Raw genomic sequence first — 16,194 nt, 5'->3', positions numbered from 1 at the left:
GAAGTTCGCCAGATCATGTCGCAGCCAGATCGACCGGACGCCGGATGGCGAGACAAAGATGCCCAGTTTGCGCAGCTCGTTGGAGGTGCGGGCTTGGCCATAGGCCGGGAAATCGGTGGCGGATTTGATGACCGCCTGTTCGGTCGCCTCGTCAACCCGATTGGCCAAGTTAGGCTTGCGCCGGGTGCGCTCAAACAGGGCTTCGACACCTCCGTCCTCGACTGCTGATTTATAGCGGTAGAACGTGTCACGGCTGTAGCCCATCACCTGGCAGGCTTTGCTGACGTTGCCCAGTTCCTCGGCCAGTTTCAGCAGACCGGTTTTGTGTTTGATGATCTTATCAGTAGAGTTCAGCATTGTGGTTGCCTCGTTTTGCGGTTGGGTTTGCACCACCATCAAAACGATCAACCATCATCTCCTTCAAGAGATGCGCCGCCCCCAGTTCAGCGTGCTGAGAAGGGGGCGGTGTCAGATCACATCGAGACTAATTCATTTTAGCTGTCTAATTTACTTCTGATAGCAACTTGCCGCCTTGGCCACGGCCCACCGCAAGGCAGGTGCTGTCGGCTTCGCGTCACAAGGTTCTCGACGATCGTGGTCTCCCCGATGCGGTTGCCCGGTCGGAAGGACTGTTCTTCTTGTGCCGCCTTTTTTGCGGCACAAGAATTGGTCTAGTCTCGAATAGTTGTGTGTCGATTCAGCTCAACGCCAACGTGACTGGTTGCGGCGGACGGCATGGCCACGAAGGCCTCCTTATCGGCATTCGGCACTGCTCGCTCGACAAGGATGCGCCAGCAGATGAAAATGACAAAAGCCGCTTGCACCGCAGCGGAACCACTGAAAAGCAGTTCACTACCAAAGTGATCCATCAAACCACCCGCGAGGAGAGGACCAAAGGTTGACCCTGCGCCATAGCTGATCAGCAGGCCGCTCGCGGCGGCGAGTAGTTTCGTTGGTGAGACACGGTCGTTCACGTGGGCGATACAGATCGAATACATGGTGATGCTGGTTGCACCATAGAGTACAGCCCAAAGCAGAAGACTATTTTGCGTCTCGGACACGGCAACTCCGATAGCGCTTATTGCTGCTAATAACGTTCCACCAGCCAAAACGATCCGTCTGTCCATCAGGTCAGATAGCCAACCCATGGGCCATTGACCGATAGCCGCCCCGATCATAACGGCGGCCATGAAGGCAGCAATTTCCTCGGTGGACATATTGATCATTTGTCCGAACGTAGGCCCCATCCCCCAGAACGCGCTGCCCCAGAAGCCGATCAGGAATGTGCCAATGAGGCCGATCGGAGAGATCACGAACAGCTCGCGAGGTGACATCCGTTCTGCACCGATATCGCTGGACACACCGGTACGCGACAGCGTGACCGGGACCAGCGACAGCGAGACGAGAATCGAGACGAGGCAGAACAGAACGAAACCGCCCGGATCGGCGAGCGACAGCATCGGCTGGCTGACGGCCCAGGCCGCGAGCGTGATCGTGCCATAAATCGCTAGGACCCGACCGCGCCAGCGCGACGCCGTCCCGGCGTTCAGCCAGCTTTCGACGACGAGGATCATGCCCGCAAAGCAAAAGCCGTTGATGATCCGCAATACGGTCCAGCCAACAACGCTTATTTCCAGCGCATAGGCGAGCGCTACGGCAGAAGTCACGGAGGCAAACGCCGCAAAAGTGCGGATGTGCCCAACGGCCTCGATCAGATGCACCGACCAGAGCGATCCAGCTATGAAGCCCAAAAAATAGGCGGACATGACAAGGCCGATGCTGCGCGCGCTCATCCCTTCTAGGCCTCCGCGCACCCCCAGAAGCGTACCCTGCAGCCCGTGCCCAAGGATGAGCACGGTCACCGCCACCAGCAGCGGCGCAACCTGAAAGATTGTGGTTCTGAACGCGACGGAGCTCGCCGATGCGGGATCCGCCGCCGAAGCAGGCTGATGGCGCATGACACTTCTCGAATGGTTACAATCGTTCTGTTAAGTCGACGCTGATATGGGCATCTGATTTGCGGCTTGCAATCCCTTGAATTCGGGAGGCAGGTTCTCAAATCTCCTTTCGAAAGAGAGTCTTCGTCTCACCAAGAGAAAGGAGGTTTTCGATGAGAGACCATGCAAATGAACACGACACTGATCCGCAACAATCAAACATGCTTCCGCACCCCCCTCGCGATCACGGCGGCACCGCGCGCGCCTCGCAATGTCGATTGACGCCTTTGCCGGACGGTGAAGTTCGCCATGATGCGCCAATTGCCTTTGTCTATCGACCCGCGCGCAACCCGATGCAATCGGGCCCTCGACCAAAGCGATGGATGCTGCAACTGGAGCCGACACGCCCGCTTGAGATCGAGCCCTTGATGGGATGGACAAGCGGCAATGATCCCGCGCGTCAAATCCGGATGCCGTTCTCCAGCCGTGAAGCGGCGATCGAATTTGCCGAGGCTCAGGGATGGCGGGTTTATGTGCTGCCCGACCATGACCGGAAGCCTGTGATCAAGAGCTACCGGGACAGGATCGTGGCCAAACCAGAACCCCTGCGGCGTGATGCAGGAAAGAAAGCTATTCGTCAGGAATTTGCGCCAACGCGATCGACCGAGGAGAAGGCGAGCTCGTCACAGGACAGCTCAACGGAGTTACTTGACGAGATGCTGGAAGAGACATTTCCAGCCAGCGATCCGCTGCCCCTTTGGTCCGGACGCATCGGGCCGCCGTCCAATAGCGCTGGCGCGACGGCCTGAGATATCAGGCCGTGCGCTGGAGGTCCGGTTCAATCTCCGGAACCAAATCCTCTTTGTAGGCTTTCAGATCCTCGTCGGTCAGGGTCTCGCGCTCAAGCAGATCCTTGGCCGACCGTTCCAGCAGATCCCGGTTGTTCTCCAATAGGGCGTATACCCGGTCGTAGACCGCCGCAATCGTATCGCGGACTGCGGCATCAATGAGTTCGGCGGTCGTCTCGCTGTAAACGGCCTCGGAAGACTGAGGGACGTTTCGCCCAAGGAAATCGTGCTTGCCTTCCTCGTAGCTCACAAAGCCCAGTTCTTCATTCATCCCGTACCGCGTGACCATTGAGCGCGCGATGTCGGTTGCCTTGGCCAGGTCGTCGGACGCGCCGGTGGACAAATGGCCGTAGATCAGCCCTTCGGCGGCGCGCCCGCCAAGCAGAACGGCAATCTTGTTCTCCAACTCCTCTCGGGTCATCAGGAAGCGGTCTTCGGTCGGGCGCTGGATCGTATAGCCAAGCGCGCCGATGCCACGGGGGATAATGGAAACCTTGTGCACCTCGTCCACGCCGGGCAGCGCCATTGCAGTCAGAGCGTGGCCCATCTCATGATAGGCGACGATCTCCCGCTCGCGCGGATTGAGGAGGCGGTTGCGCTTCTCAAGCCCGGCGACGATGCGTTCGATGGCGTTGTTGAAATCCTTCATTTCGACGTGGGCTGCACCCCGGCGCGTGGCCAGAAGCGCCGCTTCGTTCACGAGGTTGGCCAAATCGGCCCCGGTAAAACCTGTGGTGAGAGCCGCGATCTGGTCGGGCGAGACGTCGCGGCCCGCTTTAATCTTCTTCATATGAACACCGAGTATCGCGATACGGCCCTCCCGGTCGGGACGATCCACCAGCACCTGCCGGTCGAAGCGCCCGGCGCGCAGGAGCGCAGGATCGAGAATTTCCGGCCGGTTGGTGGCCGCCAGCAGAACCAGCCCACTTGTGGGATCAAAGCCATCAAGCTCGGTCAGCAACTGGTTCAGGGTCTGCTCCCGCTCATCGTGCCCGCCGACACCGGGGGTTGCCCCGCGGGCCCGTCCGAGCGCGTCAAGCTCGTCCACGAAGATGATAGCAGGGGCCTTGGCACGGGCCTGTTCGAAGAGGTCGCGTACACGGGCCGCGCCGACGCCTACGAACATCTCGACAAATTCCGAGCCCGAGATAGAAAAGAATGGCACGCCTGCTTCGCCCGCCACGGCGCGGGCAAGCATTGTCTTGCCGGTGCCGGGCGGTCCGACCAGCAGCACGCCCTTGGGCATCCGCGCGCCAAGCGCACCATAACCTTCGGGGTCTTTCAGGAATTCGACGATCTCCTGCAATTCCGCCTTAGCCTCATCGACCCCAGCCACATCGTCGAAATGCGTTTCAGTGTCGGTTTCCACGTAGATCTTCGCGCGGCTTTTGCCGATAGACATGAAACCACCAAAGCCTTGCTTTTCGGCGAATTTGCGGATCAGGAAGAACCACAGACCCACGAAAACAAGGGCCGGAACGACCCAGGAGAGGAGCGTGGCCAACCACGTGCTCTCAACCGCTCCGGTGAACGTAATGCCGTGGTCACGCAGCAATTCCGCCACCCCGGGATCCACGCGGGTCGTGACGAATTCGGTCTTTCCATTTTGCGGCACAGTAAAGGTGCCGGTGATCCTGTCCGAGCCAATGATGACGTCGTCAACGAGATCGTCTTCGACATATTCCTCGAACTGGCTGTAGGGGATGGCTTCGATGGTCTGCGTCCGCAGCAGCAGATCCTGCACGAGAAGCACACCGATGAAAGCCAGAACAAAGTACCAGATGTTAATCGTGTTCTTGCGGTCCATGTCACACCTCCTTTCGGACCGGTTCCATCGTTTATGGGTGATGTGGGAACCGGTCTAAAAATTTCCAGAGGGGTCTTGACATCTTAAAAATCGATTTCCACTTCATGTGACGTTAGGGGATGCCGAAGGCGGGTCCCCAGGTTGTGGATAGCAGGCAATTGGCTGAAAGCGGTTGCCGTTTCGACTGCCAGATCGCTTGGCGTGCAGAGGCGCACGCCAGTATTGTGCCCATGCATCCCTCCTGCAACTCGCCTCATCGACCTCCCCCTGAAAGCTGAATGTTCGCGTCCTGCCGCCCGGCTGCTCTGTCTTGTGCAACGGGCCTTCGCGTCAGTCGCGGACGAAAATGAGAAAGGAGGACGATAATGCTTCACACACTTTTCGACCCCTTCGGTGCAAGCCATCCGTTTATCGACATGCGCCGAATCCAGCGCGACATGAACCGGCTGCTTGATGGTGTCGGCACGTCGCGGCACAGCTCGACCTACCCGCCCGTCAATTTCTGGGCCGGTGAGGACAGCATCGTGATGACCGCAGAGTTGCCCGGCCTCGGTGAGGACGACATCGAGCTGACCGTTCAAGACACGATGATCTCGCTCCGCGGCGAATTCAAGGATCAGGATATCGACGAAGATGTCTCTTGGCATCGCCGTGAACGGCCCAAGGGTAAATTTTTCCGCACTGTCGAGCTGCCCTTCCGGATCGATGCCGAGCATGTCGATGCTCGCTTCGAGAATGGTGTGCTGACCGTCGAGATGCAGCGCCCGGAAGACGAGAAACCGAAGCGCATCTCGATCAAATCGTAAGGCCACGCAAAGAAAGGAGGTTTGATATGGCACAGGAACTCGCCACCCAGGGCGGTCGCAACATGACCCAAACGAACGGGGCAGACACGACCGTCGAGCACATGTTCACGCCCGCCGTGGACATCTTCGAGAAGGACGACACGACGGTCATTCTGGCTGACATGCCAGGTGTCGCATCCGACGACGTAGACATCACGCTTGAGCGGCAGGTTCTGACACTGATCGGCCGCGTGAAAAACCACGCGCCCGAAGGCTATCGCCGGCTGTCCGCAGAATATCGCGAAGGCGGATACACACGCACCTTCACGCTTTCGGACGCAGTCGATCAGGACAAGATCAAGGCTGATTTCAAGCACGGCACGCTGCGCCTCGAACTGCCGCGGGCCGCGGAAGCCAAGCCGAAGAAGATCACCGTCAAAGCGGCGTAACGAAACGCCAAGAAAGGAGGATTAGAATCATGCAAATTAGCGATCTCATCCCCTGGGGTCGTTACAAGAACAAGACCCCTGCAAACGAGAACGCGGACAGCAGCAACCCGCTAGCGTCGCTGCAACGCGACATCAACAACGTGTTCGAAGACTTCTGGGACCGCATCGAGAACGGCTGGAACGGGCGTACGAGCCCCGTCGGAATGTTCGGTCCCAGCACGGATGTGGCCGAGACCGAAGACAGCGTTGAAATCGCCGTCGAGCTTCCGGGCATGTCAGAGGACGATATTGACATCGCGCTGTCGGGCGATGTTCTGACCATCCGCGGCGAGAAAAAGATCGAGCGCGAAGAAAAGCGCAAGGGCGTCTACATGTCCGAGCGAAGCTACGGCGCCTTCTATCGCACGATCCCGTTGCCGCCGGGCGTCGACACCGACAAGGCGGATGCTCAATTCAAGCGCGGCGTCCTGACGGTGACGCTTCCCAAATCGGAAGAAGCGCAGTCGCGGATCAAGCGGATCCCCGTCAAGGCAGCTTAATCCGTCGGAGTGGCCGGCGTTTTCCGGCCGCTCTTCGACCCGATTTGCCGAAGTGAACGATCCTGAGTGGTTTGCGGGATAAGACACGATCCATCTGGTCGACCACAGACTGGGAAAGGAGGAGAAAATGTCTGGATTGGGCAAATTAAAATCAGCCGCAAGTGTGGTTGCACTTATGACTGCCGTGGCCGTCACACCTGCTTTTGCTGAAGAGCTGACCGACGAGGTCGCGGCACAAACAGACGCAGCGATCAGTGAAACCGTGCAGAATGAGGCAAATGCGCAAGTGGACGAGAAACGCAACGCGCTGATCGCCGATGCAACCGAGGCACTCGAAAAAACCGAAGAAGCTCTGACTGCGCTTGATGAGGGCGACACGCAGGCTGCCATCGATGCGCTTGCCCTTGCCACCGGCAAGCTGGAAACGGTCGTGGCGCGCGAGCCGGACCTGGCGCTGGCCCCTGTTTCCGTGCGTTTGATACAGCGGGACTTGATGGGAGACGTCGAGGCCGTTGAATCCGCGCGCGAAACCATCGAGGAGCTTGTCGATGACGGACGACTCCAGCAGGCGCGTCCCCTGATGCGCGACTTTGCAAGCGAGATCATAGTCGAGACAACCAACCTGCCGCTTGCAACCTATCCCGATGCATTGGTGACGGCAGCTGCCCAGATCGATGATGGCGAGTTCGACGTGGCGCGGCAGACGCTTGCAACGGCGCTCAGCACGGTCGTGGTGACCGAGGATACGATCTCTCTGCCGATCCTGCGCGCCGAACGTTTCATTGATGAAGCCGAAACCGCGCTTGGAGGACAGTCGGCCGAAGAAGAAACAAGCGCCGGTGAAGATGACGAGGCCTTGACGCTGACCCCGTCCGAATATGTTCAGGCCGCGCGCGAACAACTCGATCTGGCCGAAGCTCTTGGCTACGGCACCGAGGATGATTTCGCTGAGTTGCACGCAGATCTCGAACGTTTGGATGAGCAAATCGAGGCCGAAGAAGACACTGGCGGCATTCTCGACACCATCCGCCAGAGCTTCGACCGGTTCAAAGATCGGTTCTTCACCTCTGAAACCTGAGCCAACACGGCCCGGGGCAGCACCCTCATGGCCCCTCGCGGGCATGTGGCCGGGAAAACCCGGCCACCCCAACCATCGACTGAAGGAGTTAGATCATGCCCGCACTTGCTTCCCGTTTCAGCCGATTTCTGGCAACTTTCTTCATTGTCACAACGACCTTTGTAGCGCCGGTCTCATCTCAAACGGCCGACGCGCCCCTGTTCCGCAACGCGGACGGGTTACCGACCCTGGCACCTCTTCTGGCCGAAGTGACGCCTGCCGTGGTGAACATCTCGGTCGAGAGCCGCCAGACAGCCGAGATGAACCCGCTCTTCAACGATCCGTTCTTCCGGCGCTTCTTCGATATGCCGCCCACGCCGCAACAACCGATGCCACGGCAGCAGATGAGCGCCGGGTCAGGTGTGATTGTCGATGCGGAGGAAGGCTATGTGCTGACCAATCACCACGTCATCGAGAATGGTGACCGGATTCTCGTCACGCTGAAGGATCGCCGCCAGTTCGAGGCCGAGCTGATCGGAAGCGACGCTGGCACGGACATCGCGCTTTTGCAGATCGAAGCCGAGGATTTGACGGCGCTCGATCTGGGTGACAGCGACCGGCTTGAAGTCGGCGACTACGTGCTGGCCATCGGCAATCCGTTCGGGCTCGGTCAAACCGTCACCTCGGGCATCGTCAGTGCGCTTGGACGGAGCGGTCTGAACGTAGATGGTTACGAGGATTTCATTCAGACCGACGCCTCGATCAACCCGGGCAATTCCGGTGGTGCCCTCATCACCCTTGACGGGCGTCTGATCGGGATCAACACGGCTATCATTGCGCCTTCTGGTGGCAATGTCGGGATCGGATTTTCCGTTCCGACCAACATGGCACAGGCCGTCATGGACCAGTTAATCGAGTTCGGAGAGGTCCGGCGCGGTCAGCTTGGTGTCATAATCCAAGATTTTACACCAGACTTGGCGGATGCGCTCGGGATCGAGGCCGGGGTCGGCGCAGTCGTTACGCAAGTCGAACCGGGAAGTGCGGCCGAAGAGGCCGGGCTGGAAGCCGGTGATCTGATCGTCTCGGTCGATGGTCGACCTGTGGCCGGGTCCGCCGATCTGCGCAGCCAGATCGGGTTGAAGCGGATCGATAGCGATGTCGAACTGAATATCATCCGCGACGGCGAGGAGATCACCCTGCAAGCGACACTGCGCGAGGCGGGATTGGTCGCGGCCTCGAATGCAGATCGGGCGCTTGATCGTCTGGCAGGTGCCGAATTGCGGGAGTTGCAACCCGGCAATCCGTTCTATGGCGATCTGAACGGCGTGGTCGTGGCCCGGCTCGATCCGGGCAGCCGCGCGGCCCGGTCCGGGCTTGAGGCGGGCGACATCATCCTCGCAGTGAACCGTCAACCCATCACATCGCTTACCGATCTGCGCGCGCAATTGACACGCGCATCCGGCGCGCTGGCGCTTACGATCCAGCGCGGCGGCTCGCGGATTTTCCTCGTGATGCGCTGACGCCATGAGCTTTGGAAAGGAGGACGTTATGGCACAGGAGACCCTTGGGACTGACCCTGACGACACAAAAACCGGTTTTGGGACCGAGACGGCTGATGCAGCGACCCTTGAACGGACCGAGGCGCAAACGACAGACAGCTCGGCCGTCGCTGACGAAATCGCCGGGCTGACCGACAAGTGGAAGCGTGCCCTGGCAGATGCCGAGAACGCCCGCAAACGCGCCGAGCTGGCGCGCACGGAAGGGCGCGAGCATGGCATTGCCACCGCGGTCGAAGCCCTGGCACCGGCGCTTGATGCGCTTTCACTCGGCATCGAGGCGGCGCGCAACGCGCCTGACGCCGAGGATCCCCGGATCGCCGCGCATCTGGAAGGCTTGCGCAATATCCGCGCAGCGTTCGAGACCGGACTGAAAGCGCTTGGCGTTCACACCATCGCGCCGGAAGACGTGCCGTTCGATCCGAAACAGCACGAGGCCATGGGCACGCAGGAAAGCGACAAGATGAAACCCGGGCGGGTGCTTGTTCTGCATCGCCCCGGTTTCGCAATTGGCAACCGCCTGATCCGCCCTGCGCGTGTGACAGTCAGCGCCGCGCCGTCGGAGGACCGGGCATCGGAGAAAAAGGAGGGTTAAGACATGTTGCGGCTCGCCTTATTCTTGGGCACGAACCTCGCAATCCTCGTGGTCCTGTCCCTGACGTTTCGGCTCTTCGGCATCGATGGGTTGCTGGCGGCCAACGGTGTGGATCTGGACCTACAAGCGCTGTTGATCTTCTCCGCCGTGGTCGGTTTTGCCGGGGCACTGATTTCGCTTTTTCTGTCGAAATCAATGGCCAAAGCCAGGATGGGGGTGCGGGTGATCGAAAGACCTCGAACCGCGACCGAGCGCTGGCTGGTCGATACCGTCCATGCTCAAGCCGATGCGGCCGGGATTGGGCGGCCGGAGGTGGGTATCTTCGACCACTCGTCGCCGAATGCCTTCGCGACAGGTTGGAACCGGAACGACGCATTGATCGCTGTCAGCACCGGACTTCTGAACAGCATGGATCGCGGTGAGGTCGAGGCAGTCCTGGGCCACGAGATCAGCCATGCGGCCAACGGCGATATGGTGACGCTCGCGCTGATCCAGGGCGTGGTGAACACCTTCGTTGTCTTCCTGTCTCGGCTGATCGGTTTTCTTGTCGACAGGCTGATCCTGCGTATCGAACGCGGCCATGGTCCCGGATTCTGGATCGTGTCGCTGATTGCCGAGGTGATCCTTGGGTTCCTCGCCATGGCCATCGTCATGTGGTTCTCGCGGTGGCGCGAATTCCGCGCCGATGAGGGCGGTGCGCGGCTGGCCGGACGGCAGAACATGATTGCGGCGCTCGACCGGTTGCGGCGCGTGCAGAATGCACAGCCTTTGCCGGATGAGATGCGTGCGCTGGCCTTTGATGCCGGGGCGGTTCAGGCGATCTTTGCAAGCCACCCCCCCCTTGAGAAGCGCATTGCAGCCTTGCGGTCAGGGCAGTCACAGAACCGCACCCAGAGCCGGCGCGGCTTGTGGCACGCGATTCACGGGTAACTTCGACAGGTGCCGACATCGCCCGCGCCATGGTGGCTCGCTACGGCATGGAACCCGAATTGGGGCATGTTAGTTATGACAGTGACCGCCCCAGATTTCTGGAAACGGGTGAGCAGCCACCCTGGCGGAACCTCCGCTACAGCGAGGCTACGGCCGAACACATGGACCCGGCGGTCATGGTTGTGATCGAAAAGATTTTCGAGCGGACAGCTGGGTTGTTAGAAAACAACTACGACGTACTCGAAGTCACGGCGAAGGATTTGCCCGAACATAAGGCACTCGATGATGCCGACCTGCAGGCCATCGGCGAAAAGGTCAGACGTCTCGAGACGCGGGATGCAGCTTGATCGATCTCGATGTGGCACCGTCTCTCGTTCGATATCGATTAGAAAAATGGGAGTGATTAAAATGGCAAACGGAATCTGCGATCTATGCAAAACCCGCCCGGCCACCTTCCGGGCTCAGGTCTCCGTCAACGGTGAACGCAGGATGATGGAGCTTTGCGATGAGGATTATCGCAAGCTGGCACGGCGCCACAGCCGCAGTGCCTCGCCGCTGGAGTCGTTGTTTGGTGGCAGTTCACTGTTCGACGAGTTTTTTGGAGACCGCGGCGGCATGGGCGGCAGCCTTTTGGATCGTCTTGGCGGGGACGACAGCCAATCGATCCCGATCCGGTCTGGCAAGCGGCGCAGCAGCGGCGGTGTGAGCATCGCCGACCGCTTGAGCGAGCAGGCCGACAAGCTGCTGCAGGATGCGGCCCAAAAAGCGCACGAATTCGGACGCACCGAGGTTGATACCGAACATCTTTTATTTGCGTTGACCGGCTCGGATGTCGTCAAGACGTTGCTGGACCAGTTCAAGGTCGACGCCGATGACTTGCGCCGCCAAATCAACGCGGATGCGCGTAAGGGCGAAGCCAGGGGTGAGGATGCAGAGATAGGCGTCAGCCCGCGCGTGAAGGACGCGCTGAACCGTGCCTTCATTGCATCGAACGAATTGGGTCATTCCTATGTTGGCCCGGAACACCTGCTGATTGGTCTTGCCGAAGAGGGCGAAGGCGTAGCTGCCGAGCTTCTGCGGAAATACGGTTTGACCAGCCAAGCGCTGCGCCAGCAGGTCACCAAGGTTGTTGGCAAGGGGGCCGAGGAAGGCCGGGTCGACACCCCGTCGAACACGCCTGATCTGGATGAGTTCAGCCGCGATCTGACCAAACTGGCCCGTGAAGGAAAGCTCGATCCGGTAATCGGCCGTGCGCGTGAGATCGAGACCACGATCGAGGTTCTGGCCCGCCGCAAGAAGAACAACCCCGTTCTTATCGGTGAGCCGGGCGTCGGCAAGACCGCGATCATCGAAGGTCTAGCCCAGCGGATCGTCGCAGGTGAAGTCCCGGAAGCGCTGCGCGACAAGCGTCTGATCGAACTCAACATCAATTCTATGGTGGCCGGGTCCAAGTATCGCGGTGAATTCGAGGAACGCGTCCAGAAAATTCTGAAGGAGATCACCGAGGAAAAGGACAGCATGATCCTGTTCATCGACGAGATCCACACCATCGTCGGTGCGGGCCAAGGCGGTGGTGAAGGCGGTCTGGACATTGCTAACACGTTCAAACCCGCTTTGGCGCGCGGAGAGTTGAACCTGATAGGTGCGACAACGCTCAACGAGTATCAGAAATACATCGAAAAGGACGCAGCCCTCGAACGGCGGTTCCAGCCAGTCTACGTGGACGAACCTTCCGTGGCCCAAGTCATCCTGATCCTGCGCGGGCTGCGTGACACGCTGGAAAGCCACCACAAGGTAACGATCACCGATGAGGCGATCATCGCGGCGGCCGAACTCGGAGACCGCTACATCACTGGCCGCTTCATGCCCGACAAGGCCATCGACCTGATCGACCAAGCCGCCGCAAGGGTGAAGATCAGCGCCACGGCGCGGCCCGTGGACGTGCAGGAACTGGAAGCGGAAGTGGAGCAGATCAAGCGTGAGCTGGACTACGCCTCGGCCCGCAAACAGTTTGAGCGCGCGGCCGAGTTGAAGAAAGAACAGGAAGGCAAGCAGGCCGAGCTCGACGAGCTTCTGGAGACATGGAAACGCGACCGCGCATCGGCCACCGCTGAGGTGCGTGCAGACCACGTGGCCCAGATCGTCAGCAAGATCACCGGTGTGCCGGTGAACGAGTTGACGACCGAGGAGAAGGAGAAGCTGCTCCAGCTTGAAGATAAGCTGCACGAGCGTGTCATCGGCCAGGAAGTGGCGATCGGCGCCGTCTCCGACGCCGTCCGCCTGGCCCGTGCCGGGCTGCGCGAAGGCTCTTCGCCCACCGCGACCTTCCTGTTCCTCGGGCCGACCGGCGTCGGCAAGACGGAGCTCGCCAAGGCGCTGGCCGAGACGATCTATGGCGACGAAGAAGCCATGATCCGCATCGACATGTCGGAATATGGCGAACGCCATGCGGTTGCGCGTCTTGTCGGGGCACCGCCGGGTTATGTCGGTTACGAAGAGGGCGGCCAATTGACCGAACGCGTGCGGCGCCGGCCCTACTCTGTCATCCTGCTCGATGAGATCGAGAAGGCGCACCCGGATGTCTACAACATTCTGCTTCAGGTCTTTGACGATGGTCGCCTGACCGACGGCAAGGGGCGCGTGGTGGACTTTACCAACACAATCATCATCGCGACCTCGAACCTCGGGTCTGATATCATCCAGAAGAACCTGAAGAAGCGCGGCACGAAGGAGTTTGACGAGGCCAAGCAGAAATCCGAACTGATGGAGGTCCTTCGGCACCACTTCCGGCCCGAGTTCATCAATCGGATCGATGAGATCATCGTCTTCCACTCCTTGAACCAGTCGGAAATCCGTCGGATCGTCGAATTGCAGCTCAAACGAGTTGCCCGCACCGCGCTCACCCAAGGGGTCGAGCTGGACTACGAAGATAGCGTTCTGGATCATTTCGGTGCCGTTGGCTTCCGGCCGGAATTCGGCGCGCGTGAGTTGCGTCGGCTCATTCGGTCCGAACTGGAGACTGCGCTGGCCCGCGAACTATTGGGTGGCCGTATCGAGGACGGTGACCGGGTCGAGGTGGCCTGGTCGACGGATGCGCAGAAGATCGTCCTCAATCCGCAAAAGCCCGCGGACGCCGCAGAGAGCGGCGCCACGTCTGAGCAAAAGTCCGAAGGTGACCCGGTTGACGACGATCCCGAGGGGAAGCGTACGGGTGAAGACGCCTCCGATACCGGCGAAGAAGCTGCGCCGACAGCTTAGGAAAATGACCGGATTGGGAGGCGGAGATACCCCCAATTCGCACACCTAGTAAAACCACTGGATTAACCCGTGATTGATGGAGTGTGCCATGAAGATCAAAATCAGATACGACAACTTGCAAGAGGCGGAGCGCAACTCTGCTGAGGAAGCAATTGGCAAAATCCGTGAGGCGGTAGAGAGCATATTACCGCGTATGGACCCGGACCTTCAACGTCTCGAAGGTCATATCCGCAAGGCCTCGAAAGGCCATCTCTACGGTGTTAGCTTGCGCCTGCATCTGCTGTCCGTGACCCTGGTTTTCAGGAAAGAGGCAACCGGCTTTGCCGACCTGTTGGCGGAGGCGCGCCACGCTTTGGTGCGACAGGTTCGTCGGCACCTTGACCATTTACACCACTTCCATGCGTGGCGAAAGCAGGTTCGCCGAGACCTCTTTGCCGAACTCAAAGTAATCGAAGAGGACGCGCAACGTCGCGAATGCCGCGACCTCTTTTTTGAGGTGATCGAACATCATCTTGACGTCGTTTGGAGTTACGCGTCGCGTGAACTGGCCTATCGCGAAGCAAATGGGGACCTCCCGGCAGGGGCCTTATCCCTGCGAGATGCGGTCGATGCGATCCTGCTTGCTGGGGTGGAAGCGTTCGAAAATCGTCCACCCAACATGGACATAAAGGACTGGCTGCTTCAGCTGAGTATTCGTACGCTGGATGCGCAGGCGCGGCAGATTGCCAACACCAAGCTGGCGGACGCCGTCGCTCTCGACGAGAACCCTCCGTTACTCTCATCGGACCCAACGGAAGCAGATCAGGAATTCTACGAGTTCAATCAACCGGACGATGCGCCAACTCTTGAGACCCTGATCCCGTATCCCGAGATGGAGTCGACCGAGGAGCACTACGCCGAACATGAAGTCGCTCGGTTTTTGCACTCGGCGATTGCTGAGCTGCCATCACTCTGGCGTCATGCTCTTGTCCTGGTTCACGTCGACGAGCTACCCGAAGAAGTGGTGGTGGAAATCTTGGGTATTTCTCCGGTGGAACTCACCGATATTCTCGTGGATGCCCGGCGCTACCTCAAGGCGCGACTGGCGGATCGGCCAGATGCGAAAGCGCTGCGCAGCGATGCCGCCCTAAACGTGGCGCTCCACAATAGTGATTTTGCGAAGCCGAACGAGGATACACAGGAACTGATTGTGTCCCGGCATCGCGGGACATCTACGACAGATGGCAAACCGCATTCTGCTCGATGAAATTTCAATGGGAGGCACGACCATGACTGAAGCTACTCTGCACGAAGTCCTTCATAACTGTTCGCTTTCGAAGAACTGGAAAGCCTTCCTTTGGCGAGGGATCGTCGCCTGCGTCCTTGCAGTCCTTACTTGGTTGATGCCCGCCGAGGCCGTGCTGGCCCTGACGATCGTGTTCGGCGCGTTTTCGTTTGCCGATGGTGTGTTCGGGCTTTGGTCCGGCTATAAAAACATGCAGCAAAGCGAAAGCTGGGGCTGGCTGATCTTCAGCGGTGTTCTGGGTATTGCTACGGGCCTCATCGTCCTGGTCACACCGTTCGTCGCGACCGTTGTCCTGGCCGTATTTCTGTGGGCCATGATCGCGTTCTGGTCGATCGCAACGGGCTTGATGGAAATCGTTGCCGCCATTCGGCTACGCAAGGAGATCAAGGGCGAGTGGCTGCTGATCCTGAGCGGTGTCATTTCGGTCGTGCTCGGGTGCGCGGTCACATGGTTCCTGTTCACGACACCTGCCGGCAGCGTTCTGGCCTTGGGCTGGCTGCTCGGAGTTTATGCGGCGATTTTTGGTGTGACCATGATCCTTCTGGCGCTGAAACTGAGGAAACTCGATGTTTCGGATGATGAAGTGGGCACGGAAGCATCAGCCAAACAGGCAATGAAGGAGTGATTGTGATGATAGGGTAACACAGGCACAATCGCCCGCCTTTTTATCCGAAAACACCCGGCACCGACCTGCGCTGGAAAGAGATGCCGATGGCTCGAATCTACCAGCCTGCAAGATCGGCGACACAATCGGCGCCACACAAGCATGAATGGATTCTCGAGTTTGAACCATTTCGCGCAAAGACGATAGAGCCGCTCATGTGAATTAGTCTCGATGTGATCTGACACCGCCCCCTTCTCAGCACGCTGAACTGGGGGCGGCGCATCTCTTGAAGGAGATGATGGTTGATCGTTTTGATGGTGGTGCAAACCCAACCGCAAAACGAGGCAACCACAATGCTGAACTCTACTGATAAGATCATCAAACACAAAACCGGTCTGCTGAAACTGGCCGAGGAACTGGGCAACGTCAGCAAAGCCTGCCAGGTGATGGGCTACAGCCGTGACACGTTCTACCGCTATAAATCAGCAGTCGAGGACGGAGGTGTCGAAGCCCTGTTTGAGCGCACCCGGCGCAAGCCTAACTT

16 protein-coding genes are annotated in these 16,194 nt (G+C 59.3%); 13 read left to right on the top strand and 3 right to left on the bottom strand.

The genetic code is table 11. The features are described from left to right. Together PHA8399_RS19560 and PHA8399_RS19555 are read right to left on the bottom strand one after the other, a co-directional pair. Positions 1–357 (bottom strand): helix-turn-helix domain-containing protein (locus PHA8399_RS19560; protein WP_145977081.1); only part of this gene is annotated, 357 nt, incomplete at its 3' end. Between the two features lie 314 nt (positions 358–671). After that, positions 672–1,958, bottom strand: coding sequence for an MFS transporter (locus tag PHA8399_RS19555; RefSeq protein ID WP_058287784.1), 1,287 nt, complete (start codon positions 1,956–1,958; stop codon positions 672–674). A 152-nt stretch (positions 1,959–2,110) separates the two neighbouring features. Here PHA8399_RS19555 and PHA8399_RS19550 point away from each other — a divergent pair, with 152 nt between their 5' ends. Then, positions 2,111–2,746, top strand: a complete 636-nt coding sequence (locus PHA8399_RS19550; RefSeq protein ID WP_082649595.1) for an NADH dehydrogenase ubiquinone Fe-S protein 4 — start codon at positions 2,111–2,113, stop codon at positions 2,744–2,746. A 4-nt stretch (positions 2,747–2,750) separates the two neighbouring features. Here PHA8399_RS19550 and ftsH read toward each other — a convergent pair whose 3' ends face one another. Beyond that, positions 2,751–4,592 (bottom strand): ATP-dependent zinc metalloprotease FtsH, encoded by a 1,842-nt coding sequence (ftsH, locus tag PHA8399_RS19545; RefSeq protein WP_058287782.1) that lies wholly within the window; start codon positions 4,590–4,592, stop codon positions 2,751–2,753. 365 nt (positions 4,593–4,957) lie between these two features. Between ftsH and PHA8399_RS19540 the strand changes: the two genes are divergently transcribed. The 12 genes from PHA8399_RS19540 to PHA8399_RS19485 form a co-directional block, all read left to right on the top strand. Next, the gene (locus PHA8399_RS19540; RefSeq protein WP_058287781.1) at positions 4,958–5,398 is read left to right on the top strand and encodes an Hsp20/alpha crystallin family protein; all 441 of its coding nucleotides are present in this window, start codon (positions 4,958–4,960) and stop codon (positions 5,396–5,398) included. Positions 5,399–5,424: 26 nt separating this feature from the next. Further along, positions 5,425–5,826, top strand: a complete 402-nt coding sequence (locus PHA8399_RS19535) for an Hsp20/alpha crystallin family protein (RefSeq protein WP_145977080.1) — start codon at positions 5,425–5,427, stop codon at positions 5,824–5,826. A 29-nt stretch (positions 5,827–5,855) separates the two neighbouring features. Further along, positions 5,856–6,365 (top strand): Hsp20/alpha crystallin family protein, encoded by a 510-nt coding sequence (locus tag PHA8399_RS19530; protein ID WP_058287780.1) that lies wholly within the window; start codon positions 5,856–5,858, stop codon positions 6,363–6,365. Positions 6,366–6,492: 127 nt separating this feature from the next. After that, positions 6,493–7,443, top strand: coding sequence for a YfdX family protein (locus tag PHA8399_RS19525; protein WP_082649594.1), 951 nt, complete (start codon positions 6,493–6,495; stop codon positions 7,441–7,443). 95 nt (positions 7,444–7,538) lie between these two features. After that, positions 7,539–8,942: a DegQ family serine endoprotease gene (locus PHA8399_RS19520; protein WP_058287778.1), complete on the top strand. Its 1,404-nt coding sequence runs from the start codon at positions 7,539–7,541 to the stop codon at positions 8,940–8,942. 28 nt (positions 8,943–8,970) lie between these two features. After that, positions 8,971–9,573: a nucleotide exchange factor GrpE gene (locus PHA8399_RS19515; RefSeq protein ID WP_058287777.1), complete on the top strand. Its 603-nt coding sequence runs from the start codon at positions 8,971–8,973 to the stop codon at positions 9,571–9,573. A gap of 3 nt (positions 9,574–9,576) precedes the next feature. Further along, entirely contained in the window at positions 9,577–10,503 is a 927-nt protein-coding gene (htpX, locus tag PHA8399_RS19510; RefSeq protein ID WP_058287776.1) for a protease HtpX, read from the top strand. Continuing rightward, the gene (locus PHA8399_RS19505; RefSeq protein ID WP_244270265.1) at positions 10,482–10,850 is read left to right on the top strand and encodes a hypothetical protein; all 369 of its coding nucleotides are present in this window, start codon (positions 10,482–10,484) and stop codon (positions 10,848–10,850) included. The genes htpX and PHA8399_RS19505 overlap by 22 nt, the downstream gene beginning before the upstream one ends. A gap of 61 nt (positions 10,851–10,911) precedes the next feature. After that, positions 10,912–13,761 carry an ATP-dependent Clp protease ATP-binding subunit gene (locus PHA8399_RS19500; protein WP_058287774.1) on the top strand — a complete coding sequence of 950 codons (2,850 nt, stop codon included), beginning with the start codon at positions 10,912–10,914 and terminating at the stop codon, positions 13,759–13,761. Between the two features lie 88 nt (positions 13,762–13,849). Then, positions 13,850–15,007, top strand: coding sequence for a hypothetical protein (locus PHA8399_RS19495; protein WP_145977079.1), 1,158 nt, complete (start codon positions 13,850–13,852; stop codon positions 15,005–15,007). 22 nt (positions 15,008–15,029) lie between these two features. Further along, complete coding sequence (locus PHA8399_RS19490; protein WP_058287785.1) at positions 15,030–15,671, top strand: HdeD family acid-resistance protein; 642 nt, start codon at positions 15,030–15,032, stop codon at positions 15,669–15,671. Positions 15,672–15,952: 281 nt separating this feature from the next. Next, positions 15,953–16,194: helix-turn-helix domain-containing protein (locus PHA8399_RS19485; RefSeq protein WP_439330527.1), on the top strand; the 242-nt coding region annotated here is incomplete at its 3' end.

The sequence above is a fragment of the Leisingera aquaemixtae genome (genome assembly GCF_001458395.1).
In the GTDB taxonomy this organism is placed as follows: Bacteria; Pseudomonadota; Alphaproteobacteria; order Rhodobacterales; family Rhodobacteraceae; genus Leisingera; species Leisingera aquaemixtae.
The sequence above is the reverse complement of the archived record's forward strand: the minus strand, read 5'-3'. Positions and strand labels throughout refer to the sequence as shown.